The organism is Photobacterium satsumensis, from assembly GCF_050336935.1.
GTDB classification, from domain to species: Bacteria; Pseudomonadota; Gammaproteobacteria; order Enterobacterales; family Vibrionaceae; genus Photobacterium; species Photobacterium satsumensis.
Genome location: NZ_JAKJSK010000006.1, coordinates 1525177 through 1551697 on the forward strand (window position 1 = coordinate 1525177; position 26521 = coordinate 1551697).

General features: G+C 45.3%; 30 protein-coding genes and 1 tRNA gene. 14 read left to right on the forward strand and 17 right to left on the reverse strand.

The window, feature by feature from the left end:
* The first annotated feature begins 48 nt into the window (after positions 1 to 48).
* The 5 genes from L4D79_RS07015 (at position 49) to L4D79_RS07035 (ending at position 5787) form a co-directional block, all read left to right on the forward strand.
* Entirely contained in the window at positions 49 to 1407 is a 1359-nt protein-coding gene (locus tag L4D79_RS07015; RefSeq protein ID WP_428649212.1) for a TackOD1 domain-containing metal-binding protein, read from the forward strand.
* A complete protein-coding gene (locus L4D79_RS07020; RefSeq protein WP_428649214.1) occupies positions 1394 to 2707 on the forward strand; it encodes a glycosyltransferase family 2 protein in 1314 nt (437 codons plus the stop codon). Before L4D79_RS07015 ends, L4D79_RS07020 begins: the two co-directional genes overlap by 14 nt.
* Before the next feature lie 3 nt (positions 2708 to 2710).
* Positions 2711 to 3745: an HlyD family secretion protein gene (locus tag L4D79_RS07025; protein ID WP_428649217.1), complete on the forward strand. Its 1035-nt coding sequence runs from the start codon at positions 2711 to 2713 to the stop codon at positions 3743 to 3745.
* Positions 3746 to 3840: 95 nt separating this feature from the next.
* Positions 3841 to 4854 carry a manganese-dependent inorganic pyrophosphatase gene (locus L4D79_RS07030; RefSeq protein WP_428649220.1) on the forward strand — a complete coding sequence of 338 codons (1014 nt, stop codon included), beginning with the start codon at positions 3841 to 3843 and terminating at the stop codon, positions 4852 to 4854.
* A 9-nt stretch (positions 4855 to 4863) separates the two neighbouring features.
* Complete coding sequence (locus L4D79_RS07035; RefSeq protein ID WP_428649223.1) at positions 4864 to 5787, forward strand: ParB/Srx family N-terminal domain-containing protein; 924 nt, start codon at positions 4864 to 4866, stop codon at positions 5785 to 5787.
* Between the two features lie 44 nt (positions 5788 to 5831).
* Here the strand turns inward: L4D79_RS07035 and L4D79_RS07040 are convergent.
* The 9 genes from L4D79_RS07040 to L4D79_RS07080 form a co-directional block, all read right to left on the reverse strand.
* Positions 5832 to 5922 (reverse strand) — tRNA-Ser (locus L4D79_RS07040).
* A 117-nt stretch (positions 5923 to 6039) separates the two neighbouring features.
* The gene (locus L4D79_RS07045; RefSeq protein WP_428649226.1) at positions 6040 to 6735 is read right to left on the reverse strand and encodes a DUF4336 domain-containing protein; all 696 of its coding nucleotides are present in this window, start codon (positions 6733 to 6735) and stop codon (positions 6040 to 6042) included.
* Positions 6736 to 6857: 122 nt separating this feature from the next.
* Positions 6858 to 7502 (reverse strand): HAD family hydrolase, encoded by a 645-nt coding sequence (locus L4D79_RS07050; protein ID WP_428649228.1) that lies wholly within the window; start codon positions 7500 to 7502, stop codon positions 6858 to 6860.
* Between the two features lie 51 nt (positions 7503 to 7553).
* A complete protein-coding gene (locus L4D79_RS07055) occupies positions 7554 to 7943 on the reverse strand; it encodes a VOC family protein (protein ID WP_428649230.1) in 390 nt (129 codons plus the stop codon).
* 26 nt (positions 7944 to 7969) lie between these two features.
* A complete protein-coding gene (locus tag L4D79_RS07060) occupies positions 7970 to 8560 on the reverse strand; it encodes a DUF1349 domain-containing protein (protein WP_428649233.1) in 591 nt (196 codons plus the stop codon).
* Positions 8560 to 9330: a DeoR/GlpR family DNA-binding transcription regulator gene (locus L4D79_RS07065; protein WP_428649236.1), complete on the reverse strand. Its 771-nt coding sequence runs from the start codon at positions 9328 to 9330 to the stop codon at positions 8560 to 8562. Before L4D79_RS07065 ends, L4D79_RS07060 begins: the two co-directional genes overlap by 1 nt.
* A gap of 213 nt (positions 9331 to 9543) precedes the next feature.
* Positions 9544 to 9792, reverse strand: coding sequence for a Rho-binding antiterminator (locus tag L4D79_RS07070; protein ID WP_428649238.1), 249 nt, complete (start codon positions 9790 to 9792; stop codon positions 9544 to 9546).
* 25 nt (positions 9793 to 9817) lie between these two features.
* The gene (locus L4D79_RS07075) at positions 9818 to 10288 is read right to left on the reverse strand and encodes a DM13 domain-containing protein (protein WP_428649240.1); all 471 of its coding nucleotides are present in this window, start codon (positions 10286 to 10288) and stop codon (positions 9818 to 9820) included.
* A gap of 93 nt (positions 10289 to 10381) precedes the next feature.
* Positions 10382 to 11275, reverse strand: coding sequence for a LysR family transcriptional regulator (locus tag L4D79_RS07080; RefSeq protein WP_428649243.1), 894 nt, complete (start codon positions 11273 to 11275; stop codon positions 10382 to 10384).
* 212 nt (positions 11276 to 11487) lie between these two features.
* Here L4D79_RS07080 and tyrS point away from each other — a divergent pair, with 212 nt between their 5' ends.
* Positions 11488 to 12675 (forward strand): tyrosine--tRNA ligase, encoded by a 1188-nt coding sequence (gene tyrS, locus L4D79_RS07085; protein ID WP_428649246.1) that lies wholly within the window; start codon positions 11488 to 11490, stop codon positions 12673 to 12675.
* A 168-nt stretch (positions 12676 to 12843) separates the two neighbouring features.
* On the opposite strand, the gene L4D79_RS07090 is transcribed toward tyrS, so the two are convergent.
* The 3 genes from L4D79_RS07090 to L4D79_RS07100 all read right to left on the reverse strand — a co-directional run bounded on the left by L4D79_RS07090 (position 12844) and on the right by L4D79_RS07100 (position 15204).
* Entirely contained in the window at positions 12844 to 13230 is a 387-nt protein-coding gene (locus L4D79_RS07090) for a nucleoside triphosphate pyrophosphohydrolase family protein (protein WP_428649249.1), read from the reverse strand.
* A gap of 139 nt (positions 13231 to 13369) precedes the next feature.
* Positions 13370 to 14137: a hypothetical protein gene (locus L4D79_RS07095; RefSeq protein ID WP_428649251.1), complete on the reverse strand. Its 768-nt coding sequence runs from the start codon at positions 14135 to 14137 to the stop codon at positions 13370 to 13372.
* A gap of 371 nt (positions 14138 to 14508) precedes the next feature.
* A complete protein-coding gene (locus L4D79_RS07100; RefSeq protein WP_428649254.1) occupies positions 14509 to 15204 on the reverse strand; it encodes an aspartate/glutamate racemase family protein in 696 nt (231 codons plus the stop codon).
* 117 nt (positions 15205 to 15321) lie between these two features.
* Here L4D79_RS07100 and L4D79_RS07105 point away from each other — a divergent pair, with 117 nt between their 5' ends.
* Entirely contained in the window at positions 15322 to 15780 is a 459-nt protein-coding gene (locus L4D79_RS07105) for a GNAT family N-acetyltransferase (RefSeq protein ID WP_428649256.1), read from the forward strand.
* Here L4D79_RS07105 and L4D79_RS07110 read toward each other — a convergent pair.
* The gene (locus tag L4D79_RS07110; RefSeq protein ID WP_428649259.1) at positions 15768 to 16139 is read right to left on the reverse strand and encodes a DoxX family protein; all 372 of its coding nucleotides are present in this window, start codon (positions 16137 to 16139) and stop codon (positions 15768 to 15770) included. The two genes, L4D79_RS07105 and L4D79_RS07110, sit on opposite strands and share 13 nt — an antisense overlap.
* Positions 16140 to 16292: 153 nt before the next feature.
* On the opposite strand from L4D79_RS07110, the gene L4D79_RS07115 reads away from it, so the two are divergent.
* From L4D79_RS07115 to melB, 6 genes are all read left to right on the forward strand, one after another.
* Positions 16293 to 17201 (forward strand): LysR family transcriptional regulator, encoded by a 909-nt coding sequence (locus L4D79_RS07115; RefSeq protein ID WP_428649262.1) that lies wholly within the window; start codon positions 16293 to 16295, stop codon positions 17199 to 17201.
* 49 nt (positions 17202 to 17250) lie between these two features.
* Positions 17251 to 17595 carry a DUF6559 family protein gene (locus L4D79_RS07120; protein WP_428649265.1) on the forward strand — a complete coding sequence of 115 codons (345 nt, stop codon included), beginning with the start codon at positions 17251 to 17253 and terminating at the stop codon, positions 17593 to 17595.
* Between the two features lie 127 nt (positions 17596 to 17722).
* Positions 17723 to 18310: a cyclase family protein gene (locus tag L4D79_RS07125; protein ID WP_428649268.1), complete on the forward strand. Its 588-nt coding sequence runs from the start codon at positions 17723 to 17725 to the stop codon at positions 18308 to 18310.
* Between the two features lies 1 nt (position 18311).
* Complete coding sequence (locus tag L4D79_RS07130; protein WP_428649271.1) at positions 18312 to 19115, forward strand: ferredoxin reductase domain-containing protein; 804 nt, start codon at positions 18312 to 18314, stop codon at positions 19113 to 19115.
* 313 nt (positions 19116 to 19428) lie between these two features.
* Entirely contained in the window at positions 19429 to 20775 is a 1347-nt protein-coding gene (locus L4D79_RS07135) for an alpha-glucosidase/alpha-galactosidase (RefSeq protein WP_428649273.1), read from the forward strand.
* Positions 20776 to 21023: 248 nt separating this feature from the next.
* A complete protein-coding gene (gene melB / locus L4D79_RS07140) occupies positions 21024 to 22451 on the forward strand; it encodes a melibiose:sodium transporter MelB (protein WP_428649276.1) in 1428 nt (475 codons plus the stop codon).
* 80 nt (positions 22452 to 22531) lie between these two features.
* Here melB and L4D79_RS07145 read toward each other — a convergent pair whose 3' ends face one another.
* The 3 genes from L4D79_RS07145 to L4D79_RS07155 all read right to left on the reverse strand — a co-directional run bounded on the left by L4D79_RS07145 (position 22532) and on the right by L4D79_RS07155 (position 24954).
* Complete coding sequence (locus tag L4D79_RS07145; RefSeq protein ID WP_428649279.1) at positions 22532 to 22783, reverse strand: HPr family phosphocarrier protein; 252 nt, start codon at positions 22781 to 22783, stop codon at positions 22532 to 22534.
* Positions 22784 to 22932: 149 nt separating this feature from the next.
* The gene (gene dbpA / locus L4D79_RS07150; protein WP_428649282.1) at positions 22933 to 24321 is read right to left on the reverse strand and encodes an ATP-dependent RNA helicase DbpA; all 1389 of its coding nucleotides are present in this window, start codon (positions 24319 to 24321) and stop codon (positions 22933 to 22935) included.
* 153 nt (positions 24322 to 24474) lie between these two features.
* Complete coding sequence (locus L4D79_RS07155) at positions 24475 to 24954, reverse strand: hypothetical protein (RefSeq protein ID WP_428649285.1); 480 nt, start codon at positions 24952 to 24954, stop codon at positions 24475 to 24477.
* Positions 24955 to 25500: 546 nt separating this feature from the next.
* Between L4D79_RS07155 and L4D79_RS07160 the strand changes: the two genes are divergently transcribed.
* On the forward strand, positions 25501 to 25983 hold the full coding sequence (locus L4D79_RS07160; protein WP_428649287.1) for a hypothetical protein: 483 nt from the start codon (positions 25501 to 25503) through the stop codon (positions 25981 to 25983).
* 99 nt (positions 25984 to 26082) lie between these two features.
* On the opposite strand, the gene L4D79_RS07165 is transcribed toward L4D79_RS07160, so the two are convergent.
* On the reverse strand, positions 26083 to 26496 hold the full coding sequence (locus L4D79_RS07165; protein ID WP_428649290.1) for an OsmC family protein: 414 nt from the start codon (positions 26494 to 26496) through the stop codon (positions 26083 to 26085).
* Positions 26497 to 26521 lie beyond the last annotated feature (25 nt).

Here is a 26521-nt window from a genome sequence, read left to right on the forward strand (position 1 = left end):
TGAACATTTGGCTGTAATTCTATTCTTCGAAACCATCGGGACAGTTATATGCCATCGACAGACAACTGCTTATATTGGCTAGGAAATAACTTCCCTGAAGCCACTTTGTTTGAACAGGTTGGGATTGTCAGTACCGTGGATGACCTGCCTGATATTTGGGGTGGGATCTTATGTATCAACCTTGATGATCCAGAAGAACAAAACAAAACGCTTGATGCTATGTTCAGCCATCCAAAATTTTGGTCTTGGTCAACTTACATCGTGCAAAACAACCCCTATAGTGAATGTTTGATTGACGGTGTGTTCAATGAAAAGATCGCCTTTGAACACTGGCAAGCCAACAAGATAAAACTGCGTAAACTGCCCGATATAGAGAAAATTGAGCCACTGATTGGCTGGCTTGGCATCAACCGGCAGCGAAGGGTAAAACCGGTTAAACATCTCGATTCGCCTTCTATTTATCGTTACCCCATCATAGAGGCTCTCTACCCTAATCTATATTCAAGCTATCGCTTTATCGTAACCGAAACTAAACGGGAAATGCTGGAAGCTGAAACCCTCATTGATCGCATCAGAGTATGCAAGCTCTGTAATAGCGGGCACCTTAACTATGTCGAGGTTTGCCCTAACTGCAAAAATATCGACATCGACGTACAAACCTCACTACATTGCTTTACCTGTGGGCACGTCGGCGAACAACAAAGTTTCTTACGCAAAGGGAAACTAGAATGCCCCAAATGCATGACCCAGTTGCGGCATATCGGGGTTGACTATGATCGCCCATTAGAAACCCATGTTTGCCATAACTGCTCTCATTTTTTTGTTGAAGCTGAAACTATTAGCCACTGCCTCAGCTGTGAGGCACAAACAGAAATTGCTGAACTGATTGTCCACAAAATCTATCAACTTAAACTGGGTCAACTTGGAGAGTATGTCTACCAGCACGGTAAAATGCTACAAGCACCAGAGTTGTCGATTAAAGGCAAAGTCGATGCCGGTTACTTTGAAAATATACTTCTGTGGGTAAACAAAGTTGCCTTACGCCATGATGAAGAGCACCTGCTTCTCAGCTTGCACCTCCCTAGGCTTGAAGAATACAGCAACCTTTATGGCGACAGTAAACTGTTTGCTTTGCTCGACCAAATTACCAATAGGCTAAACGGCCTATTTCGCGATACGGATATCTGCAGCCAGTACAAACAAGATGTACTGTTGGTGTTAATGCCTAAAACCAAGATATCAACCATGCCTGTGTTACAAGAAAAAATTAAAAAGCTAACCCTACTGATTGAAGACGATCTTTTTACCCTGCATGTATCTGCATTCAAAATACCGGATCCTAGGATTAACGACGGCGTTAAGGTATGGCTAGCTGAAACCATAGGTAATATCTATGCTGCCAGATAGCATATCGATATTAGAGTATCTACTTCTTGTCTTACGAAATAACCATGAAGTATGGCTTCTGCTATTTCCGATGTTACTCGTCGTTGAGTTACCTCTCTACTTGCTGGTCATCACGGGGATTTTCCGTTGGGCCTTCAATCAACCCTCCCCCGCCCCCGTTCACTTTCCCAGCGTCAGTTTCATCATTACCTGCTACGGAGAAGGCGATGCCATTCAAATCACTATCGATACCTTAGTCGAGCAAGTCTACCCAGGACAAATTGAAATACTGGCGGTGGTTGACGGAGCAAGCCAAAATCACGATACCTACCTTGCCGCTATACGAAGTAAACAACACCACGCCAAAAGAAAAAACCGACGAGTCAAAGTTATCCCTAAATGGCAACGCGGAGGGCGGGTTTCCACCCTCAACGCAGGGCTAGCCATGGCAAAAGGCCAACTCGTTATCAATGTTGATGGCGATACATCATTTGATAATGATATGGCGTATAACATGGCAAAAATTTTTTCGTCACCGCACTCACTAGCCTGCGGTGGCGCTTTACGAGTAAGGAACCACACCACAAACCTTCTCACCCGCATGCAATCGCTGGAATACATGTTATCAATGCAGGCGGGAAAGACTGGCATGGCAAACTGGGGGGTATTAAATAATATTTCGGGTGCGTTTGGCGCATTTAGAACCCACCTGCTTAAACAGGTGGGAGGGTGGGACACCCATACCGCGGAAGATCTCGACCTTACCATGCGCCTAAAACAATATAAGAGGCGCTACCCAACATACCGCATGGAGTTTACCCCCCATGCGGTAGGCCATACTGACGTACCAGATACCTTGAAGGGACTGATCATGCAGCGTCTACGATGGGACGGGGATCTTCTGTTTCTCTTTCTTCGCAAGCATAGTGAAGGGTTGTCCCCATCATTACTGGGATGGGGGAACTTCATTTTCACCTTAGCCTATGGTGTCATCCAAAACGTACTACTTCCTATCTTTGTGGCTGCTTATACCCTGTATATTAGTATTAGCTACCCTCTGAGCTTCGTACTTGCACTGTCTATGCTGTTGTACTGCGTTTACCTGCTCTTTTCATTGCTATTCTTTATGGTGTACTACGGACTGGTTTCTGAGCGTAAAAGTGATTGGAAAGCCGGTCTGTGGCTTCCTCTCTATCCTATATATCAATTTCTCATGCGCCTGCTAACCGCTTTTGCCATGATCAATGAAGTAGTCCGACGTAGCCATGAAGAATCCAGCATGGCTCCTTGGTGGGTATTGAAACGAGGGAAAAAATTCTAAACGATGAAGGTTAAATTTCACCTCGACAAACAGCAGAAACCCCAATCAGAAAGCGGCGTGAAAGTCGTTTATGGGCAGGCCAAACGTGGGGGATACAAGCTACGTTGGTACCTGATCCTTGCCTTGGTAATCAGCCCGCTGTTCATCATGGGCTACTATCTTTTCCGTACGCAAGTTTTGATTATCGCCCCTGCGATTATTACCTCATACCCAATCACCATTACCTCTGCTGAAAATAGTCTTGTCGCACCAATCCCGACCATTGTTGGCAATCAGATCACTAAAGGCCAAGCCATCATTTTGCTGTTCGATCCTGCCCTTGATGAAGAAACCCGCTTTATTGAGCAAGAATTACTCAAACTCTCTCCCCCCTCACCCAATATAGACAAACTCTATCAGGCAGCGATTGCACAATCAGAGCAAAACCTCCAAAAGTTCCGGCAAATTCAACGAAAATACGACACTTTCAGGGCAAAAGGGCATGTTTCTGAAGTTGACTATGCCGCGATAATCAATATCAGCAGCTCACTGAACAATCAGCTATATAACCAAAAATTGGCCTATATTGAAGCCCAGCGACATTTAAATGAAATGGCGTTGGCAGGCCCGGTGAGCCAAGCCTATCGCGCTTTAATGCAAGAGTTGGTCGTCAAACGCGCCCAGCAAGATAACCTTACCATTCGAAGCCCAATTCATGGCCGGGTCATCGATATTCATGTGTTAGAAGGCGAAAGAATTACCGTCGATACACCACTTATCACTGTGGCACAAAACAACGCACCAGACATTATTGCCTTCCTCAATCCCAAGCATTTGAAATACAGCGACATTGATAACAAAGCTAAAGTCACATTCCCTGATGGAAAAACAATGAGCGCCATCGTCAGCAAACCGGTCGAAATCGTTAATAAATTACCTCAAGAACTTCAGCGCCCTTTTGAGGGGCAGCCAGCTTACTTAAAAGTCACCCTACGTTTCGAAGAAGCACTTGAGAAGAAGTATTGGATAGAAGGCATGGAAGTCGAGGTTCAATTTTAATTCTTGAGTGGCTTTCATATAACGCATTGAAATATTTCTGCAAACAAACAAGGGTAGCTTTGCTGTCACTTGATTAAATAGATAGGGAAATTACCGTGAAGCTTTCACCCCTCGTTGCAGCCGCTCTCGTTTCAGTTTGTTCAACCAGCTACGCTTTCGACTTGCAGCAACCAGCCAACAACAATACGGATAATTTGGTTTGGACCGGACATCTTAGCCCAGATACCGACACCGTCGTTTCAGCCCTGCTGGCAGCCCATATCTATGGTGGCACTGCGACCGTACCTGAAAAAATTAATCCTGAGTCTGAGTTTGTTCTCAACTACTGCAACGCCGAAGCGCCACGCATCGAATCTGATTACACCAAGTTCCAAGTGGGTCTTGTCGACTTCAACCAAGTCACCCAATTGGCACCAACAATTAACCAAAGATCTATTGTTGCTGTGATTGATCACCACGCCATCGGTGGTTCACCTATCAACACACCACAGCTGGTCGCAATGGATATCCGTGGCTGGGGCTCGGCAGCAACGATTTTGGCTGACAATGCCGAGAAGCTTGATATTACCTTACCGAAGCATCTGGCCTGTGCTGGTTTAGGTGCCATCCTATCTGATACTGTCGTCTTCCAGTCAGCCACCACCACCGACTATGACAGGCACTATGCCGAGAAACTTGCAGCTCTTGCTGGCATCAAGGATATCGAAGACTTCGGTCAACAAATGCTGATCGCCAAGTCAGATCTCAGCCACTTGTCTGCCGACACTATTTTGACCATGGACTACAAGAACTTTGAATACGGCGGTAAGAAAGTTGGTATTGGTGTGGCAGAGACCCTCACCGCTCAACAGTTGATTGACCGTAAGGAAGATCTGCTAGCAGCAATGAAAGCACATAAGCAAGCCAATGAGCTTGATCACTTGTTCTTCTCTATCACCGACACCAAAGATAAAAAAGCCAACTTACTGTGGGTGGATAACAACGACTTTACCGTTATCAAAGCCGCTTTCAACACAGACATAGAGAACGATATGCTAACGCTGGAAGGCGTGACCTCACGTAAGCGCCAGATTGGCCCGGCGATTCAAAATGCGATTGAAAGTTTGTAGGTAATAAATATGACTCTGTTACGTCCCTCTATACTCGCACTCACTGTCACATTTGCGCTTCCAACTGCTTGGGCGCAAGATGTTGAGACACTAAGTGAAGGGGATATATATCTGGCAACCTTAGCGGATTTAAAGCCAACTCAACCATCAGTTGGTTACGATCAAATTTACTACAAGCTTGGCCGCTACCAACATGATATCAAAAAACAATTTGATGAGATTTGTGAAGCTAACGGCCAAAAAGGGATAAGTGATTTCAATGAGGAATCACAACCTGCTGTACCTGAGAGCTTTAAATGCGAGGCAAGGGCTGGTCAAAAACGTAAAGGCATGAAAACGGTAGTCATTGCGCCTGACAATACGCTCTACCTCACTGATGGCCACCACACATTCAATACGTTCTGGCACATGGCTGGCGGTGGAAGTAGCTTTAAGGTCAATGTATTAGTTGATAAAGATTATCGCCACCTTAAAGACATGGGTACGTTTTGGCAGCAGCTCGAAATGGACAAGAACACTTGGCTATTCGACCTTAACAACCAAGCCATAACCAGCAGCGAGCTACCTTCAAGTCTTGGAATGTCAAACTTTGCCAATGACCCATTCCGTTCACTAATGTACTTTTCTCGCGGAGTAAGCTGGAACAAGCCGAAACAACCCGTTCCATTCTTGGAGTTTTACTGGGCAAAAGAGCTCAAGCCAGTATTTGACTTAAACCGGTTTGATTTAGATTCCCAACAAGGCTATATGCGGGCAGTACAAGAAGCTGCGGAAGTTATCCTATCAATGAAAACGGATAATCTTGGTGGTTCAGGGCTTTCAGCACAGGATATGGGGCAGTTCCCGTCATTTGATGAAGATAATTTCAAGAAAATGACCAAAGAGACCAGCAAGCTCAACTATATGCTGGGCTATAAAGCGACGTTGAAGTAACAGATGCAAAAAAGCCGCTGATTTCTCAGCGGCTTCTTCTAATGTGGCGGAGAGATAGGGATTTGAACCCTAGATACGCTACAAACGTATGCCGGTTTTCAAGACCGGTGCTTTCAACCACTCAGCCATCTCTCCGTAAGTGCGGTGAATAATAAGGAGTTCTATGGTGGGTGTAAAGTAAAAAATCTCACCCAAACAGCTAAGTGTTCACTATCACAGCAGAGCGCTGAAATTACCTGCCAATCATCCTATCTATGAAGCAAATCGTGACGTTAGAGAGGCAAATTTCCCCTTGGCATCATCTTCAATAATGTCGCCATGGGTGACAATAATCTTGGTAAAGTCCCATTCTTGCACACTTTGAAGAAATCGACTGAAAGCCGGTTTGTCTTTTAGCGTGAATCCCATTTTTAGAGGCGGTGCGACACAACACCCTTTAAAGCCAATTGGTTCAAAGACGTATTTGGTCATCGCTCCGGCAAAACCGGTTTTATTCGGGTTTTCAGGGTAGTTCTGCACCAAATCCGTCACAATCAACGAACTAGAGCGGCGATGATAGAAAACCGTTTCATTAAACATCGGCACTGACGGCATGGTGTGCCATTCAAGATCGTCTTGCCAAACATTCTCCATACCACGCTGCAGTATATGATAATTCGATAACGGTACCTTGCGAGGGATGCCAGCACTGACATACACCTCAGCATCAGGGTAAGCATCAATCCAATCTTGTAGCCACTTACTGTGATGGTTATTGGCAGCAACCAGATAGCTAACAGGGCCTAGTTCATTGATCGCCTGCTGCAAAGAAGACGATATGGCAGTCGGTGAATGTATCCAAAGGCGACCGTCCTGTAAGCGGACAACAGTCATCCTCAGTCCAAGTTTAGTTCCCACCATTTTCATTGAGTCTTCATGAACCCAAATATCATCACCAATCTGTCGCATGCCTTCCCCGCTCGTTATCCGCTGCCATTAAATCCCTGTTTCCACTCAAGTATAGTGCCAGAGGCTGCAGAAAAGACATGCTTTGGGGATCACAGAATCACTAATTTTCAATTCGTTGAAATCTAGAGGTATGACTTAACTTCCAACAATGACTCACCAATTAGCGTTGCTCTTGACGCAACATCACCCGCGGGCACCAACAAATCGGGGATCATAATCGCCTGACAGCCCGCATCTAACCCTGAGCGCATGCCATTATTTGAGTCTTCCAAAACTAAACAGTTAGCTGGGGCGATATCCAGTTGGGCACTCGCCATCAGGTAACAATCAGGCGCTGGCTTACCGTTCTCCACATCTTCAGCCGTGACAACGGCATCAAACTGCGGGAGGTAGTCGGTGTCAGCAAAGTGGTGCTTGGCTTTTTTGAGTGGTGAAGAGGTAACCAGGGCACACTTCAACCCTTTTTGCTTAATCTCTGCAAACAAGTCACTGAACCCCGGTTTGAATGGGATCCCTTTATCTTGTTCGGCATTAAACATTGCATCCCTAACCTTACAAAAACGTTCGAGATCCAACGCATCACCAAACTTAACCACAATACGACGCTCACACTCCACATCTTGAACCCCAATGAAGGACAGATAATCGTTGTCTGTTAACTCTAACCCTTGCTCTCCAGCGGCATATTGCCAGCAAGCCTTATACAACCCTTCAGTATCAAAAATCAGGCCATCCATATCAAATAATACCGCTTTTACTTCTTTCATATCCTTCCTCAAAGTGGGGGGGTGAGTTGTCGCTTGTTTACAGTTATATGGTCAGAGCGTTATTTCCAGCCGGTTACCTTCGGGATCGAATACAACACTTTCATAGTAACCATCGCCCGTGCGTCTTGGGCCATCAACAACGTTATACCCGTCATTGGCTAAACGGGCGGTTAATGCATCGACCTCTTGCTCCGTACCAACCGACATCGCGATGTGGATCAACCCGGTAAACTGGGCCATAGGATCATCTGCTGTCGTTGGAATCGCATCATTGTGCATAATTTCCAAACGGGCCCCTTTGTCAAAGCTCAAGAAATAAGACGAGAACCCTTTATTGGAATTAACATACTTATCGTTAGAAGTTGCGTTGAAGTACGTTTGGTAAAACGCACGCATCGCTTCTAAATCACGTACCCACATGGCAACATGTTCAATCTTCATAGCAAACCCTCATGGTAAAATTAACGTTATTCGCCGTTACGAAAGTTGGAGACCGGTTTAGCACTTAGCTTCATCTGCTCTATATGCACCCGGCAGCCAGCCTGTCTGGGCGCTTGCGCCGCAACACCAACCTGTAGTTGCTCCGACCATGGCAAACCAAACTTTCGGACAAAACGCCAATACTTGCCGTCAAGGCTATAATGCATACCAATCATGTTGCCTTTACGGGTAATACGAAGAAAAGCCTCAGTACTCTCAAGTACTTCGTTATTGGTATCATCAGACCAGCCGTCGGTAACCACTGAGACAATCGACACTCTCCCATCGGCACATTTCTCAATACATATCTTTGCCCAACTCTCGGTACTTTCTCGCACCATCAATGCACCGGCATCAAACAGCCCAACCAACTCACAATTTATCTTGGCCTGGAAAGTGAAATCACCCGATATAGGGGTAAATAGAAAACTCGCAGAGTCGGCAATGGTAGATTCAAAAGAACGGATACAATCAGTCTCACCGTGCGGCTCAATCATGATCTGATTGGATGAGAAGTCAAAGCGTAACGGAGGGTTATGCCATTGAAACGACTCAGCTGAAATAGGGGCAACGGCCATCACACGCTCACTACCTCAACGTTAAGTTGCGAAAAAACAGTGGTTTTATCAGGCTCGGCATCGGTCACAATAATGTCCAGCTTGTCTGTCGAAACAACTTTATAAGGTGAGCGCCTATTGAGCTTGTGTTGACTTGCCAAAGCAATAATACGAGTAGCCTGATTGGCCATGGCTGTTTTAACTTCTGCCTCTGCCAAATCATCAGCCGTGAGGCCAAATTCACTATCCAGTCCGCAAACACCGAGCACAGCCATATCCGCAGAGATTTTCTCTATCTCACGCACTGTTGTCGCCCCTGTTGCAATAGCCCCTGACGGGTGGATCTTCCCACCCAGTAAAATGGTCTCAATATTACGCTCAAGCAATACAGTAGCGACCACCGGCGACGGTGTAATCACAGTGATCGGACTATTTACAGGGATAGCATTGGCGACTTTCAATATTGATGTGCCCCCATCAAGGAACAGCGTCTGTACCCCTTCAAGCAAAGACAGAAGAGTTGACTGGCAACCAGACAGCCAAACATCGGCATCTTTAACCCGGTCAATAAACGGTCGTTCAGGCACAGATCTCGCTATGGCCCCCCCTTTAACACGCTTAACGGCGCCTTGCTGTTCCAGTGCAATCAGATCGCGCCGAATCGTATCAAGTGAAACACCAAGCTCTTCAGCGGCCTCTTTAGCTATCAAGGCTTTACCTTTGCTAATTTGCTCCAGCAGCCAATTTTGCCGTGTAATAGGGTTGTTCAAATCGAGCGATGACTCTGCCATAACCTAATCTCATAAGAATGCGATAGCCTGCATTGTAAACTGCAAAAAAATGCAGATCAATGCAAAAATACGTAAGAGAACGCAGTACAAGGCATAAAAAAGCAAGATTCATTAATGTTAGAGAGGGTTTGTTGCAGAATATTGCATCAACGGCAGTGTTTTTATGGCGAATCAAAGCCGTTAACTGCCGCTTTCACCTACAGGAGAAGTCTTTCAATCAAAGGCGATATGACTGAAGTGCGGGTTCTCGATTAAGACTTCGAGTTTCGAGATGGCTTCCAAAACAACCAGTTCTGTGATGGCGTTTTCTGTTTTTATCTCAATACACTCCTCTTTACTCGCATTCCATTTGGTATCAACCGCCGTTCCACTCAGCTCTTGCCCTGACTTCAAGGTCAGCTTAACGGGATAGCGGTACATACAGGCAAGCTCGACATAATCGGTTTGATGGCAGCTGACCATTGGCACTCCTGTTGTTTAAAATGCGTTACTGATATTGAGCAGACGTAATAAACTGGCCGAACGTCTCACACCACACAATCACCGTATTGAATTGGGCAATCTCAACGCTCTCATTCACTGGCAACATAAACTGATTAAAGGTTTTAATATCACCGATCCTCACCATAGAAGATTTAAGGCGATTGAAATCAGCCTCAGTTTCCACAAACTCTGGTGATAAATAGAGCTTATAATCTGGCCCTGGGGCTAACTCCCCCATAAAACTAATACTATCTTCAGCCAGTGAAACTTTCCCTTCTCCCCAGTGCAGGAAATCACTGTCTTGACGGTCTTTATCAAACGTTGCAGTAAACTGCGCTTTCGCCTCCACCGATTGAATAACAGAAGCAGGTGGTGCATCCGGTGCAATCAATATCGGCAAGGCATAAATACCAAGCGCAAAGCCGACTCCGACAGCAATAATATGGGTAAATGTCAGCCCAATGATTCTTTTCATACCAGCCTCCTTGCTGTTGCTGATTTAATCCAACTCGCTACATTTGAACTATAGCAAAAACAGTAAACTAGCTTAGGTTTAACGCACAGAAACTTACAGCCTCTGTTTAGAAGCTAGTGCTGTTTCTAAAATATGCAGTAAAGCTTGGCGCACAGGGCCCTCGGTATGGCGGCGTGTTTGGATCACATCAACCGTTGTTAGCCAACCGTCGGGTTCGAAGGCGAGATCCAATATCGTCAATTTGCCTTGCTCAACATAAGGAGCAGCCAAACGTTCTGGGACGATCACCCAGCCAAGCCCTTGAACTGCCAACTCCAATAACAGCTTGTGATTGTTGGCGTACCAAACCTGCGTACTAATGGCATAGCTAAACCACAATTCCTTACCACTGGAAGACCGCTGAACAACTTGGCGATAGTTGCGTAAATCACCATCTTTAAGTGCAACCTTGTCAGCAAGCGGATGTTGAGGCGCGGCCAAAGTCAGAAAACGGTTATAACCTACGGTAGCAAACTCGGTATCTTCCAGCATTTTGCCATCGGAATAGACCACACCAACATGCGCCTTTCCCTCACTGACCATGGTTTTGATATCGAAAGTTGATGCCGAAATTAACTCAATATTGGTCATCGGGTGCTGCTCGCCAATAGCGACAATCTGGCTAAGCAATTCAGGTTCAAGCAGGCTTTCCTCAATCGCAACCACCAACTCATGCTCTTCATCGGCATCCAGAGCCATCACTTTCTGATCCAACCGCTGTTGTTGTAATAACACTGAACGGGCGATGGGTAATAGCGCTTCTCCCTGAGTCGTTAATTTAGGCATATTACTCGAGCGGTCAAACAGGGTTTGGTTCAAAGCGATTTCCAAATTCGACACCGACTGGCTTACCCCAGACTGTGCTCGCTTATACTTTCTTGCTGCCGCCGAAAATGACCCACACTCACAAACGGCGACAAACATTTTCAATTGCTCAAAGCTGTACATAACGGATCGTTCACTTCCAAAGCATTAACACAAACAAGCCATCACAACCTGTGATAGCTGCTAACTTTCACCTGAAATATTCTTTGATACGCTGAGGCATCAATAATAATGGTTGGATGTTAGTACACCGAGCCACAAATTGACACCTTACCAACAATCAGAGTATCAGGATAAATGATAGATAAGCTCTGAACTTAACGACTGGCGGAGCTATGATGAATATTGACCAAGCCCTTGCTCTTATCCACCGAGGAGCAGAGCAAGTTACCCCTGAATCAGCATTGATTGAAAAACTAAAAAAAGACCGACCACTCGTGGTCAAACTGGGTGCCGATCCGACAGCGCCGGATATCCACCTTGGCCACACGGTCATTCTTAACAAATTGCGCCAATTTCAAGACTTGGGCCACAAGGTTGTCTTCTTGATTGGCGATTTTACCGGTAAAATTGGCGACCCGAGCGGAAAGAATACAACTCGCCCCCCACTGACAACGGAGCAAGTCCTCGCAAACGCCGAAACTTACCAGCAGCAAGTGTTCAAAATTCTCGACCCAGACCAAACCGAGATAGTATTCAATTCACACTGGCTGTCCAAGTTGGGTGCCGAGGGCATGCTGAAACTCACCGCCAGCCAGACAGTGGCCAGAATGCTTGAGCGAGAAGATTTCAAAAAGCGTTTTGCCGAGCAACAATCGATTGGGATCCATGAATTTATCTACCCGCTGCTTCAAGGCTATGATTCTGTAGAGCTAAAGGCCGATATTGAGCTGGGAGGTACGGATCAGACCTTTAATTTACTAATGGGTCGTGAACTCCAAAAGCAGCACAATATGGAGCCGCAGGTGGTGATCACCATGCCGCTGTTAGTTGGTCTCGATGGCAGCAAGAAGATGTCGAAATCAGCAGCTAACTACATTGGTATCACCGAATCGCCAGAAGAAATGTTCGGCAAACTGATGTCAATTTCAGACGACTTGATGTGGAACTACTTTGAACTATTGTCGTTTCGCAGCATGACTGAAATTGAACAGTTCAAGCAGGATATCGACACTGGGCGTAACCCTAAAGAAATTAAGGTGCTGCTGGCCAAAGAGATAGTCGCACGCTTCCATTCAGAACAAGAAGCCGACGAGGCTGAATCAATGTTCGATCAAAGGTTCGCGGCAAAGCTCTTACCAGAAAACCTAGCGCCCCTTGAAATTCAACATGGGTTAACCATTAGCCAACTGCTTAAACAAGTGGAGCTAACCGCATCGACTTCTGAGGCGATTCGCTTGATCAAGCAAGGCGCAGTCAAGATCGATGGAATCAAAGTCCAAGACCCAGCATTGACGCCACCTATAAGCGAAAGCGTTTACCAGGTTGGTAAGAGGCGCATAGCAAAAATCAACATTGTTTGACACTAAATCAACATGTGTTCAGTCGAAGGTATTCACTAACAGACTGTCTAAATTATCACTGGCTATTACGCAGTTCGCGAACATAGCCTCTTGCTGAACCCGTTTCTAGCCAGTGAGATCAAGACAGGCTACATTGTAGACAAAGCCTCAATTTAGTCCCTGAGTATTTTATTTCAGCTCAAAGGTAGATTCTTGCTTCAGTTCACTTTGTAACTTAAGACGATTAATCCAACGGTCTGACTTTGCTTTTCCTCGTTCGCCTAGCATCTGAGCAACTTGCTGATTACTAAGGTTAGGATGCTGGTTTTTAATATAGATAAAGGCGATATCAACCGCGCAATTAATCACATCAGCCGCTTCGCCCATCACACCGTCGACACTGCCTTTTTCTTGCGGGAGGCGGCCCAATTCCACGTTCACTTCGGTCGCGAGTTCGCCGACTTCCTCCATTAACTTGGCAAGCATAAAATCCAAGGTTCTCTGGTGTCCGGTGTAGCCAAGGTAACGAGAGCCTTTCAGTTTTTCATCAACAATATTTAAACGCACTACTTCCATACCCCTCGCTGTTAATTTGATGCGCGGCATAGTACGTTTAACATCAAACCAAATCAAGTAGTTTGTTCAATGTTAAATCATGCAGTGCTATCGTTGCACAGCCTCATGGTTACTCATAGACAGCACACACTGATATTGACTAGAGTACTGTTTTCAGTGTTTTAATTTCTAGCTCTATTGTTCTAAATTTAAGTAGATCCGTTTCGTACTCTCTGTTGTACAACCAGTCATCAACGTCAAATTCACATAATGACTGCTGATGATCTGTCACTTCTAAATAAGATCCACTAATTGGCATATATATATAGTAGCTTTTGATTTTAAGAGCTTGACCTATTGGCAACTTAATAATATTTAACATATAAACATTAAATAAATTAGCATCTAAAGGATATCCAAAAGTATCGTATTTTTCGACCAGTTGATGGAGCCAGTAGTCTGGGTTATTATCATCTATAAAGCCATTACAGTAGTCAGACTTGGTTTCAGATAATATCGGTGATAGCCAATTATAAATATCATCAACAGAGGCTTTATTAAGATGATTATATAATCCTTCAATACCAAAAACATAAAGGACATCGGATAAAGGCTTTAGTGACTCCCGCTCTCGAAATATCACATCAATATCACTTGATGCTTTAAAACCATAGAGAATATGTGCTGTCGTTAACCCCACAACCCAATTTACATTTTTCTCTTTCTCTTGATTAACCTGAAAAAAGTAACTCGGTTGTGGTGATTCAACGTTTTTGATTCGAATCCGGTGCCGATTGAATTTAACTTTGCTTGCTCGAAGTGCACCTTGCAGATCATATCCAGAATTCGAAGAATTGCCACCATGTAACCCTATACCCAGCTCAGGCTCGTACAGCTTTGGGCTCTCATTAATAACTGCATTTCTCATATACCGTCTCCATGGTATTTAGGCCTATTAATTCCCAAGTGGAATATCCCTTTAGGCTCTTATATTTCAGTTAACCATAATGTAGAGTCTATCAATAACCAGTTAAAAATAGTGAGGACTAGCAAGTAAAAGAGCAAAGTCTCGTATGGAAAATCGTTAATGTTTTTTTCTAATTGTTTTAAGCTATGTACTTGCTAGCAAGTAATCACTTACATCAAATACGTTTGAGTGTTATTGCACATACAAACAATATACCTTAATGACATACACCCCTCTAAAGTAGAGAGGTGAAAATTATTATAAAGTGTGATATACCCAAGTGGCTTCATAGTATTTTTGGGTAGTCATTTAGCTATCGTAATTAAAATACTTTACTCATCAAGAGCTAATTTTACAGCCGCTTCGGCATGAATGCTGGTTGTGTCATAGAGCGGAACATCGGTATCTTTCGACGAAATCAACAACGCAATTTCTGTGCAGCCTAAAATCACCGCTTCTGCACCTTGCCCGGCCAATGCTTCAGTGATCCTGACATACTCTGTTCGTGATTCTTCTTTGATAATGCCTTTACACAGCTCATCGTAGATGACCGTATGGATGATATCCCTGTCAGGCCGCTCAGGAACCACGACTTCAATACCAAACTGCTCGATTAAACGGCTAATATAGAAGTCCTGCTCCATGGTAAAGCGCGTTCCCAACAATCCAACTTTTTTGATGCCATCGGCTTTAAGTTGCTGCGCTGTGGCATCGGCAATGTGCAGCAATGGAATGGATACCGCCAGCTCAATATCCTTGGCGACTTTGTGCATGGTGTTTGTGCAAATCAACAGAAAATCCGCGCCTGCAGCTTCCACTGATTTAGCGGCCTTTGACAAAATGTCAGCGGTTGCGGGCCAGTCCCCGGCATGTTGCAGTTTCTCTATTTCATCAAAGTTTACACTGTAAAGTGCCACTTTCGCTGAATGTAAGCCCCCCAACTCTTGTTTAATCCCTTCATTGATTGCTTTGTAATAACTCGCTGTAGACTCCCAGCTCATCCCACCTAACAGTCCAATCGTTTTCATGGTGCCTCTATCCGTGATTCTTCGCCAAACATGATAAATTTTTACCACCGTTAGGCTGAAAAAAACAGATAACACGCTAAGATAAAAGCCTTAACGCTAGGACAAGGAAGTAATCAAGTGATCCAGCAAGCAAAGTTTAGGGATACCGCAGACATCATAGCCGTTACAGGACTAGCAATTAGGGCCTGTATTGATGAGCCAGCCGATGTCCAAGATGGAATTATTGCCAGCTGCGCAGACAGCATTATGTGGTGGCGTACTCACCCCGACTACTCCGTACATTTTATCTATCGCATTGATGGCAACATCGTGGGCGCAATTCTGGTCAAGGAATACTGGAACCTATCCAATTTGTTTGTTGATCCTCGCTATCATCATCGCGGGATTGCCCGCCAACTCATCGCAGCCGCTCTTGAAGTATGTAAAGACCGCTCCCCCAAGAAGGCGGTTCTCCTCAATGCATCCAAATATGCCGTTAATTTCTATCGTAAACTTGGCTTTGCCCCCAATGGTAAGCCGAAGGATTTACCGGGCGGGTGCTTTCCGCTCATATTTAGGTTCACTCACAGGCCTTGAAGCAATAGAGCAACTGACAAAGTCAAAGTTACCACCGCAGGCACACCATCCCTCCAGGTATCAAACCATAGATGGCAGGCAATCGCTCCCAGTGATACAGCGGAAAGAGCTAAATACCCAAACAAAGACACAGTATTTGCTAAGGATGCGTCAAGCATTAATGGGGATAGAATTAGCATCGCAGCTAGAAATTCAATAGCCCCAACAGCAAACATCACCTTTCGATTTAGGCCATATTTGACGAAAAAAGCCAGCTGGGTGGAGAAAATCATTTTCTGCCATCCCAGAAGCTTAATGGAGCTAGCGAACACGAAGAAAGCGCCAAGGAGAGTGGTAATGATTGTTTGGGTGGTTGTCATGAAATCTGCCTCGTAGAATTTAACTTTATATACTCAAGTCACATCAAGGCGCTTGGTTCAGCGAGAATGACTTGGGCATATGATCATAAACATTCCCATATGGGCGGATATATAGCTAAAATCAACTACCAAGCATTCCAACTAGGAATAGATATGGACAAGCTCGACTCTATCCGCACGTTTATCCGTGTCGTTCAGCTCGGCAGCTTCACCGCTGTCGCCAATGCACAAAACATCACCCAAGGCAGCGTGAGCAAAAAAGTGGCTTGGCTAGAGCATCAATTGTCAATTTCCCTGCTACACCGCACTAGCCGACAACTGTCATTAACCGACGCCGGTGATGCTTATTACCATCACGCACTTCGCCTGCTTGAGGAACACGACAACTTTGAAGCCACGTTAAAAGGTGAGCAACTCAAGGCCAAAGGAAGGCTGGCTCTGTCGATGCCGGCATCACTTGGGCTTCACCTTCTGGCTAAACCTATCGCTGACTTCATGAAGTTACACCCCGAGATCGACATCGACTTATCACTCAAAGATCAGCATATCGACCTTTATCGCGACAATATCGATATTGCTTTTCGTGCATCTTATCTCAAGGACTCAGGCCTAAAAGCCAAGCGGCTAATGGACAACACCATGGTCTATTGCGCATCCCCTGGCTACCTAGAGCGCCACGGCACACCGGTAAACGCCAATGCACTCAACAGCCACCGTTGCCTGACCTACTCCTTGGTGTACCCATCCAATATCTGGACCTTCACCAACGATGAAGGCCAAACAGAAAAAGTCACCCTTGATGAGTCTTTTCGAACAGACAGCCCGGAAATGCTGCTCAAGATGGCCATTCTGGGACAAGGAATTACTGCACTGCCACAGTGGATGATTACCCCCTATATTCGAGCAGGTGAGTTGATTCAGGTGCTCACTCACTATCAACAACAAACCATTCCGCTCTATGCTGTTTACAAACAGAGCCACACTCAGCCTTTCAGGGTAAGCGCTTTTATCGATTTTATTGCCAACGCTTTAAGTGAACCCACAAATCAAGTTGGGTTGTAAAAATATATTGAACACCGTATTATTGGGTTTTGTACATAGGAGGACAGCAATGTTCGTGATTACCCAGTTCTTCAAGCGAAGAGCTATCCGCCAATACATAAAGACGCTCAGCCCAATGCTGCTTAAATTCTATGGCCCAAGAGAAACCTATACCGAAGGCCAAATTGCTGCCGTATTGAAAGGGTCTGGTCTTAGCCATCGTTATCAGCAATATGCCCATGCACTCTTTGGTGTTCAATACCCTGCAAAACACCATGAGCTAGCCAATAACTTGTTTGAGGGCAGTACCTTTAACGCCCTTCATGTCATCGCGATAGCCCAACCTTCGGGTTGGAAAGGTGGCACCAACACCGATACCCTTTCCAACCACTATGGACAAAGCAGCCGGTACTAGTTGATCAATAAGGCGATCTCAAGCCTGTCCTTATTTTGATATTTTTAGTCTTTATGTTTGTAATCGACATCCCCTTCCTTCTCTACAATGGCTCCCGACATCAACAACAACCAACAGGAGCCTTTGTATGTCCTCCCAATCAAAACTTTCACGTCAGTGTATCAGCCTGCTTATTGAGGAAGATCACCCAGCCTACCAGTGGGCCAAAAAGCAATCTGATTCGGTAAATGCGTTTGGCCATATTGGCACCCATATCGACTGTTATACCAAAGTACCAGCCAATAACCACTACACCACTGATACCGTGTTGCTTGACTGCACAAAAGAGATGCCTTGCCTAAAAGACATCGAGCCACTAGACATGACAGGCAAGTCTTTAGTGCTGTTTACCGGAAACCTTGCGGACAACAGTTACGGAACTCCGGAGTACGGCAAAGCAGATACCTCGCTTTGTAGCGAGGTACTTGATGCCATATTGGCCAAGCAACCCGCTTTCATTGTTATTGATAGCTACGGTATTGGCGCCCACGGTGAAGAGCACATCAACTTTGACAAACGCTGTGAAGAAAATAACTGCTTCGTTATTGAAAATGTCGTATTAAGCAGCGAAATGGCAGATAACCTAATAGAACTAGACATTACATTCGACGCAAACAGTGCTTCAACAGGCAAGCGCTGTGAAGTCACCGCAACTCTCAAGTCAGTCGGTCAATAATATGGGACGAACAATTACTCAATCAACGACCCCCTTTAAGCTTGTCGGTATGGAATGGCTCAATGCCCATACAATGAGCCTAAGGCTGCAACCCGAGTTGCCTTATTCCTACCGAGCGGGGCAGTACCTGACCTTACCCCTGCCCGGTAGCCAAAAGAGCATGCCTTTTTCTATCGCAAGTAAACCGACATTGGTAGAGGGTCAAAAAGGAAATGATAACGCGGCTATCGAGATACAAATTGGCGGAGTTTTGCCAAACTCTGACTTGGCGTTAGATATTGCGCAATTTCGGTCGCATTGGCTTCACCAACAATCATTGTTTCTGGGCCCTGCGGCAGGAGACGCTTACTTTCGAGAAACAAATAACCCAATAACTGTCATCGCAGGTGGTTCAGGCTTTAGCTATGCCAAAAGCGTGGTATTAGAGGCGCTGTCACAGCCAGATACATCAAGTATCACCTTGTACTGGGGAGCCAAAAGCCTTGGCGACTTGTATGAGCATGAGGCAATGATGGCGTTAAGCAAACAACACCCGCAGTTTGAGTATGTACCGGTTGTTGAATCGCTCTCTAGCAAGAGCAAAGCGAAAGCGGGCGATGCTACCAAGCTGCATCAAGGCAAGCTACTTGATATCTTTTTTGCCAACACCTCGTTGAAGGAAGAACAAGATATTTACCTCTGTGGCCGCTACCAAATGGTTCAAACGGCTTACCGGAAAATATGGGCGTCCAACCCTGAGTTAGCTAATCGTGTTTATTCCGACGCACTGCCGCCACAAAGTGTACGAGAGATAACTCACGCATAAGCACACTGGGGGCGCAGTCATTTTTTAACCACATCCAGTAGCCAAATAGAGGCAAGGCGTTACCTTGCTTCTATTTTTTACTCTCTCCTTCCATCGTTAGTCCTCTTCAGCGCCTTTCTTATTCATAATCTATTCTTTTGCATCACCAACCACCTCCAACACCTTGAGTTTAAATCTTCGCGCCCAAAGCAGATCTGTGAGGCTAAGACGATAATCTTAGGAAACGGGATACAATTACCCACTATAGGGAAGATACCAGTATGGAATTCGATGAAGATGTATCCATCAAAACAAAGCATACAAAGGAACAGCCATGCATCACCCTAAAATTACCTTCATCGGGGCCGGTTCTACCATTTTCGTCAAAAACATCCTTGGCGACGTCTTCCATAAACCAGCCTTCAAAGGGGCTGAAGTCGCCCTAATGGATATCGACCCAATCCGCCTTGAAGAGTCACAAATTGTCGTCAGCAAACTGATGGAATCTGCAGGTGCGACCGGTGACATTCACTGCTACACAGACCAGAAAGAAGCGTTGAAAGGTGCTGATTTTGTTGTGGTTGCTTTCCAGATTGGTGGTTACGAGCCTTGCACCGTCATTGACTTTGAAGTGTGTAAAAAACATGGCCTAGAGCAGACTATCGCCGATACCTTGGGCCCTGGCGGTATCATGCGTTCACTACGCACCATTCCTCACCTGTGGCAGATCTGTGAAGACATGACTGACGTCTGCCCAGAAGCGACAATGCTGAACTACGTCAACCCAATGGCGATGAACACATGGGCGATGTATGAGAAATACCCGCACATCAAACAAGTTGGCCTTTGCCACTCAGTACAAGGTACCGCGGAAGAATTAGCCCGTGACTTGGAGATTGATTACAGCGACCTGCGTTATACGTGTGCCGGTATCAACCACATGGCTTACTACCTGACACTGGAGAAGAAAACCGAAAGCGGAGAGTACGTCAGCATCTACCCAGATCTGCTTAAAGCTTACGAAATGGGACAAGCGCCTAAGCCAAATATTCACGGCAACCCTCGCTGTGAAAACATTGTCCGCTATGAGATGTTCAAAAAACTGGGTTACTTTGTCACAGAGTCTTCCGAGCATTTTGCGGAGTACACGCCTTACTTCATCAAGCCTAACCGCCCTGACTTGATTGAACGTTACAAGGTGCCATTGGATGAGTATCCGAAACGTTGTGTAGAGCAAATCGCCAACTGGAAAAAAGATCTCGAAGAGTTCAAGCAAGCCGAGCGTATCGAGCAGAAAGAGTCACACGAATACGCCAGTACCATCATGAATGCCATCTGGACCAATACCCCAAGCGTGATTTACGGCAACGTGAAGAATGAAGGACTTATCGAGAACCTACCACAGGGTTGCTGTGTCGAAGTGGCTTGTTTGGTTGATGCCAACGGTATCCAGCCAACGGCTGCCGGTAAACTGCCAAGTCACCTTGCGGCCTTAATGCAGACCAACATCAATGTTCAAACATTGCTAACCGAAGCGATCCTGACCGAAAACCGTGAGCGTATTTACCACGCCGCTATGCTAGACCCTCACACTGCAACAGTGCTTGGTATCGAGGAAATCTACGCCTTGGTTGATGAGTTGATTGAAGCGCAGCAAGACTGGTTGCCTGAGTGGATTTAATCCTACTCTCTGTCACTAACTCTTAGCCACCAACACCGAAAATAATAACACCATCACGACCAAGGTCCCGGTATATCACTGAACCAAGGCGTGATGGTGGTAAACAAGAAGCAAATATTCTCCAAGTACTTAAAAATACTTGGGTTTAACTCTACGTGAAACAACAATAATTACCTTTCCTAAAAAAGCAGTAATACCAAAATTTCTGTAGATTGGTATAAAACAAGGAAAAGGAAAAAGGAGCTTTTATGAGCGTCTCAATGAACACCAAGTTAAGCTACGGCTTTGGTGCGTTCGGCAAGGACTTTGCCATCACCATCGTTTATATGTACCTGATGTTTTACTACACCGATGTCGCCGGCATTTCTGCGGGTATTGTCGGTACAATTTTCCTTGTGGCTCGTATCTGGGATGCGGTAAATGACCCGATTATGGGTTGGCTTGTCAATAACACCCGAAGCCGTTGGGGCAAGTTCAAACCTTGGATTTTAATCGGTACCATCGCCAACTCTGTTGTGCTGTATATGCTTTTCAATGCCCACTACTTTGAAGGCCCATGGCTTATTGCCTACGCGGCAGTCACTTACATTTTATGGGGCATGACTTACACCTTAATGGATATTCCATTCTGGTCATTGGTACCGACCCTGACACTCGACAAACGCGAGCGCGAAGAGTTAGTTCCCTACCCACGATTCTTTGCCAGCCTTGCGTGGATTGTTACCGCAGCCATTGCGATGCCGTTCATCAACTACGTCGGGGGCGACGACAAAGGCTATGGTTTCCAAGTCTTTACAATACTCCTCATTGCTTGCTTTGCCGTCTCAACCTACATCACTTTACGCAATGTCAAAGAGCGCTACTCAACCGCTTCTCTTGAAGGCAGCCCGGTACAAGAAAAAATATCGCTAAAAGAAATGGTTGGCCTCATCCACAAAAACAGCCAGCTCAGCAGCGTGCTGTGTATGGCACTGGCGTACAACCTAGCAACCAATATCATTACAGCCTTTGCGGTCTACTACTTCACCTATGTGGTCGGTAATGAAGCACTGTTCCCGTACTATATGGCCTATGCCGGTATCGCTAACCTGATCACCTTGGTGCTATTCCCGAAACTGGCCGGCATTTTCTCCCGTCGAGTACTTTGGGCTGGCGCATCAGGCTTCCCTATCCTTGGCAGCCTGGTACTGATTTACGTTGGTATGTATGACCCTCAGAGCATCATCCTGATTTCTACCGCCGGTATCTTGCTACAAATCGGTACTGCACTGTTCTGGGTGCTCAATGTCATCATGGTGGCTGACACCGTGGACTACGGTGAATACAAACTGGGCGTGCGCTGTGAAAGTATCGCCTACTCAGTACAGACTCTAGTGGTTAAAGCCGGTTCAGCTTTTGCAGCCTTCTTCATCGGTATTGCCCTAACAGTCGTCGATTATGTGCCTAACGTCGAGCAAAGCGCCGATACTGTCTTTGGTATGCAATGCATCATGATTGGTTTACCGAGCATCTTCTTTGCCATTGCTCTGTACATTTACTTCCGTTACTACAAACTCAACGGTACGCTGCTTAATGACGTTCAGCACAAGCTGATGCAGAAATACGGCGATGAAGAGCCAGAAGCAGGCGATTCGCCACTAACTCCAGAGCCACAACTGGCACAAGAAAGTCGCTAGAATCAAGACTTGTACTTAGCATAAACAAAAAGCCCGCTCAATTGAGCGGGCTTTTTAGTATAAGGCATGATTTAAGCAAACTACCCAGTGACGTTTTCGATAAACGTCGCCAGCTCATTAACTGCTTGTTGGTTGGTCGATTGCACGGTTACTTGTGTCCCCTGAACAAGAGCCAAAGTCTGTAACTTGAATAAGTTTTTGGCCGTAGCTGTTTTGCCATTTGAAACAAGTTCAATGTCTTCAGCATACTTTTTGGCCGCTTTCACGAACTGGGCGGCAGGTCGGGTATGAAGACCACTCTCCGCAGAAATCAGGGCATTTTTCTTAAACATATAGCACTCTCCTTAGATATCTATCTGTTTTTGTACCGATAATTTCTAACTAATTCTGGGATATGAGGCCAAGATAAAAACAAAAAAGCCATGACATTCCCTAAAGTGGGATCCAGTCATGGCTCTTTATGCAGAATTAAAAGCGTTATTTAACGATTAAGAATGCGTACTCGGAAAGAACGACCTTTCATCTTACCGTTTTCCAGCTTCTTCAGTGCTACGCGGGCTACGTCGCTTTTCACAGCAACATAGGCAACCATATCGAAAACATTGATCTTACCAACCTGGTCACCACGGATACCGTTATCGCCGGTTAGCGCACCAAGGATGTCACCTGGGCGAACTTTCTGCTTTTTACCACCAAGAATTTGCAACGTCGTCATCGCTGGGCGGTAAGTCGGTTGATCGAGCAACGACTCTGAAGGCAGTGCCTCACCAACGATGTCTCTTTCCAAGTAGTCTTCTAGCAGAGCCACTTTGTAGTGCTCTTTATCACTGATGAAAGAACAAGCAACACCCTTGCTACCCGCACGGCCGGTACGGCCAATACGGTGAACATGGACTTCGGTATCACGGGCAAGGTGATAGTTAATCACACAATCCAACGCTTCGATATCCAAACCACGTGCAGCAACATCCGTCGCTACCAGTACAGAGGTACTCTTGTTAGCAAAGCGCACCAAGGTTTGGTCACGCTCACGCTGCTCCAAATCACCGTGCAGCGCCATCGAACTAAAGCCGTAATACTCCAGCTCATCAGACACTTCTTGTGCTTCACGCTTGGTATTACAGAATACAACGCTCGATTCTGGCTTGTGCAGAGACAACAGCAGGCGAAGCGCCGTCAGACGTTCTTCGTTCGAGTCAACATGGTAGAAGTGCTGATCGATGGTGTTTTCATCATGGGTAGATTCTACCTTCACCATCACAGGCTTATGCATGATTTCACGAGCGATAGATTCAATCTGCTTCGGGTACGTTGCACTGAATAGCAAGGTTTGGCGATCAGCCGGAGCAGCATCAACAACCGCATCCAAGGCATCTTGGAAGCCCATTTCTAACATGCGATCGGCTTCATCAAGTACCAACAGGTTCAGATCGTCAAGAGATAGGAAACCTTTACGCAGGTGCTCTTCCACACGGCCCGGAGTACCAACAATAATGTGAGCACCGTGCTCAAGCGAACCGATTTGTGGACCAAACGGCATACCACCACACAAGGTCAGTACCTTAATGTTGTGGATAGAGCGCGCCAGTTTACGGATCTCTTTCGCTACCTGATCGGCCAGTTCACGCGTTGGACACAATACCAATGACTGGATACGGAAGCGCTTAACATTAAGGTGGTCAAGCAAACCCAGACCAAAAGCGGCCGTTTTACCCGAACCTGTTTTACCCTGAGCAATTACATCCTTGCCCGCCAAGATATGTGGCAGACTTTGGCTCTGGATAGGCGTCATTGATTCATAGCCCATCGTTTCTAGGTTAGAGACCAGCTCAGGTTTTAGATTCAAAGTTGAAAACGCGTTTTTGCTCACGGGTAATATCCTGTCATCGCCTGTACGTTGAAAGACTATTTCACAGGCTTAAAAAACACTGACAACACCAGTAAGACATTCATCTACCCCACCCTGTTGTCGCAAGGGATGCGACACTATCAGTCTTGCGGAAAAAAAGATAGAGTTCAGCGGTTAAACTCGTCTCTTTTTCGCCAATCGCACACCATCACGGATATTCAAACCCAGCAATGTTGCATTTATCGCACCGGCGATTAATTCAAGCCCCTGCAACCGCCAGAACCACGTATCAAACTGGCCTGCTGCTGACCATTGCGCCAGCACTACCGCAGCAGGTAACAAGATGAACAATCCGTTTGCAGCAGCAAACTTCATCCTCAGCTGCTTGGTTGCCAGTACCCCTTTCGCCTTCCCCGGGTACAGTTTTGCGGCCGAGATCCCTATTGCCATCATTGCAGGAATAAGTAACCCCACACCATAGAGGATGAACTGTTTCACCACCGCGATTTGGACACTGTCGCCAAGCAAATCAACGAGCACACTGCTGGTAAAAAATGTCGCAATCAGCAGGAAAGCCAAAGTACCAGCAAGGCAGTGGATCCATGCCAGTATGTGTTTTTTTGCATGTTTCATATTTTGCGTTGGGGTATTCATCATGGCTTCCAGGGCAATAAAGTAAGGTGTGAATATACACTACACAACAATAGTTGCATTCACAACCATTGCAGGCGCAACCATCAGGCAACGAATTCACCTTTAACGGCCACAAGGTAACGCCATTAGCCACAAACGAGGTTCCCAGCCGAAGCACTATGATAGGCTTTCTTCAATGGCTATTCTTATTATGCTTTCATTCGCCAATCTATATATAAAACAAAAACCATTCCCTAAACAAATAAATAAACTTCATGTGTTACTGTCTGGTATTTTAACAAATATCGAACTCTTACCTTGAAAATTTCACAATTATTTGAGTCAAATCGCGTCGAAATCTTTAAATGTAGTGAGTATAAAAACAGTGAGTTTTAATCTTGTTAAAATACATTTTTCGATCATTTTTTCGCAGTAATTATGGACAATAATTTTGAAATAATGATCATTCAAAACAGCTTTGGTCTCCTTGTTTATCATAAACAAAGCGGCGTATGATTTATTGAAAAGGAGCAATATCATATAAAAACCATGTAAAGAGGCCAAATTATGAACCAAGAATTTAATGCCAATGAAATCTTCATTATGGCAGAACAAATAGAAATTGAAGCTTATAAATTTTATGTAAAAGCTGCTGCAGAAACACCGAATGAAGAAGATAAAACTTTTTTTAAAAAAATGGCTAGCTTTGAAATTGAACATCAAAACCTTTTTTCTGAAATGCGTGAGAAACTTTCTGATAAAGAAAGGACCGAGCTTACTTTCGATCCAAATAATGAAGCTGAAGACTATTGCCGATCGTTCGCCAGAATGCAAAACATCGTCAAAAAAAATGTTGATTTAACAGATATGAAAGAAATTCTTCTCAATGCCATTATGATTGAGAAAGACAGCATTGTTTTTTACTCAGGAATTAAAAAGTTCGTGTCTGAAGCATTCGGTAAAAACCGCATTGATGAGCTAATCCACGAAGAGCTACGCCACATTGACATCCTCACCAAGCAATATGACGCCATCGCTGCCAATGCATAATACTCGGTGAGCTGGGGCATTGACGAAAAGCAGTGGTTGCAATTACAACCATTGCTTTCGCTATAGTTATTGGATATATCAACCCAATACCGATGCTCTCTATAACACCCTGTATTCCCAACTCAACTCAGCACCAGACCTTGCAATCATGATAGATACAGAGCAATGCGTTTCAAACGTCATCTCGATGGCTTTTTCTATCGCTTTATCCGTTAAATCACTGCCCGACATTTCAAATTCAAAGTGCAGTTTAGTAAAAACTTTAGGTGGTGTCGGCGCTTGCTCAGCACTAACAACAACACGACAGCTATCAAGCGGCTGACGCTGTTTAGCCATAATGCTGGTTACATCAATTGAAGCACAGCTTGCCGCTGCACTTAGCATCAGCTCCATCGGGGTTTGTGCACTGTCAGTTCCACCAAATTGTTCTGGGGCATCAGTAATTACCGCGTGACCTTGCTCTACCGTACTGACAAAGCATTTTCTGTGAACCCAGCGAGTTTCAATCTTCATTTCAATATTTCCCTATCGAATTAAC

What these genes read in the sequence shown, in the direction of transcription:
- L4D79_RS07045 (WP_428649226.1), bottom strand. Translation starts at nt 6,735, where the DNA reads ATGCGACAGATTGGTGATGATATTTGGGTTCATGAAGACTCAATGAAA.
- L4D79_RS07060 (WP_428649233.1), bottom strand. Translation starts at nt 8,560, where the DNA reads ATGGCCGTTGCCCCTATTTCAGCTGAGTCGTTTCAATGGCATAACCCT.
- L4D79_RS07080 (WP_428649243.1), bottom strand. Translation starts at nt 11,275, where the DNA reads ATGTACAGCTTTGAGCAATTGAAAATGTTTGTCGCCGTTTGTGAGTGT.
- L4D79_RS07135 (WP_428649273.1), top strand. Translation starts at nt 19,429, where the DNA reads ATGCATCACCCTAAAATTACCTTCATCGGGGCCGGTTCTACCATTTTC.
- L4D79_RS07055 (WP_428649230.1), bottom strand. Translation starts at nt 7,943, where the DNA reads ATGAAGATTGAACATGTTGCCATGTGGGTACGTGATTTAGAAGCGATG.
- L4D79_RS07050 (WP_428649228.1), bottom strand. Translation starts at nt 7,502, where the DNA reads ATGAAAGAAGTAAAAGCGGTATTATTTGATATGGATGGCCTGATTTTT.
- L4D79_RS07090 (WP_428649249.1), bottom strand. Translation starts at nt 13,230, where the DNA reads ATGGAAGTAGTGCGTTTAAATATTGTTGATGAAAAACTGAAAGGCTCT.
- L4D79_RS07155 (WP_428649285.1), bottom strand. Translation starts at nt 24,954, where the DNA reads ATGAATACCCCAACGCAAAATATGAAACATGCAAAAAAACACATACTG.
- tyrS (WP_428649246.1), top strand. Translation starts at nt 11,488, where the DNA reads ATGATGAATATTGACCAAGCCCTTGCTCTTATCCACCGAGGAGCAGAG.
- L4D79_RS07115 (WP_428649262.1), top strand. Translation starts at nt 16,293, where the DNA reads ATGGACAAGCTCGACTCTATCCGCACGTTTATCCGTGTCGTTCAGCTC.
- L4D79_RS07130 (WP_428649271.1), top strand. Translation starts at nt 18,312, where the DNA reads ATGGGACGAACAATTACTCAATCAACGACCCCCTTTAAGCTTGTCGGT.
- L4D79_RS07125 (WP_428649268.1), top strand. Translation starts at nt 17,723, where the DNA reads ATGTCCTCCCAATCAAAACTTTCACGTCAGTGTATCAGCCTGCTTATT.
- L4D79_RS07070 (WP_428649238.1), bottom strand. Translation starts at nt 9,792, where the DNA reads ATGGTCAGCTGCCATCAAACCGATTATGTCGAGCTTGCCTGTATGTAC.
- L4D79_RS07100 (WP_428649254.1), bottom strand. Translation starts at nt 15,204, where the DNA reads ATGAAAACGATTGGACTGTTAGGTGGGATGAGCTGGGAGTCTACAGCG.
- L4D79_RS07095 (WP_428649251.1), bottom strand. Translation starts at nt 14,137, where the DNA reads ATGAGAAATGCAGTTATTAATGAGAGCCCAAAGCTGTACGAGCCTGAG.
- L4D79_RS07025 (WP_428649217.1), top strand. Translation starts at nt 2,711, where the DNA reads ATGAAGGTTAAATTTCACCTCGACAAACAGCAGAAACCCCAATCAGAA.
- L4D79_RS07020 (WP_428649214.1), top strand. Translation starts at nt 1,394, where the DNA reads ATGCTGCCAGATAGCATATCGATATTAGAGTATCTACTTCTTGTCTTA.
- L4D79_RS07110 (WP_428649259.1), bottom strand. Translation starts at nt 16,139, where the DNA reads ATGACAACCACCCAAACAATCATTACCACTCTCCTTGGCGCTTTCTTC.
- L4D79_RS07145 (WP_428649279.1), bottom strand. Translation starts at nt 22,783, where the DNA reads ATGTTTAAGAAAAATGCCCTGATTTCTGCGGAGAGTGGTCTTCATACC.
- L4D79_RS07065 (WP_428649236.1), bottom strand. Translation starts at nt 9,330, where the DNA reads ATGGCAGAGTCATCGCTCGATTTGAACAACCCTATTACACGGCAAAAT.
- L4D79_RS07120 (WP_428649265.1), top strand. Translation starts at nt 17,251, where the DNA reads ATGTTCGTGATTACCCAGTTCTTCAAGCGAAGAGCTATCCGCCAATAC.
- melB (WP_428649276.1), top strand. Translation starts at nt 21,024, where the DNA reads ATGAGCGTCTCAATGAACACCAAGTTAAGCTACGGCTTTGGTGCGTTC.
- L4D79_RS07035 (WP_428649223.1), top strand. Translation starts at nt 4,864, where the DNA reads ATGACTCTGTTACGTCCCTCTATACTCGCACTCACTGTCACATTTGCG.
- L4D79_RS07165 (WP_428649290.1), bottom strand. Translation starts at nt 26,496, where the DNA reads ATGAAGATTGAAACTCGCTGGGTTCACAGAAAATGCTTTGTCAGTACG.
- L4D79_RS07075 (WP_428649240.1), bottom strand. Translation starts at nt 10,288, where the DNA reads ATGAAAAGAATCATTGGGCTGACATTTACCCATATTATTGCTGTCGGA.
- L4D79_RS07015 (WP_428649212.1), top strand. Translation starts at nt 49, where the DNA reads ATGCCATCGACAGACAACTGCTTATATTGGCTAGGAAATAACTTCCCT.
- L4D79_RS07160 (WP_428649287.1), top strand. Translation starts at nt 25,501, where the DNA reads ATGAACCAAGAATTTAATGCCAATGAAATCTTCATTATGGCAGAACAA.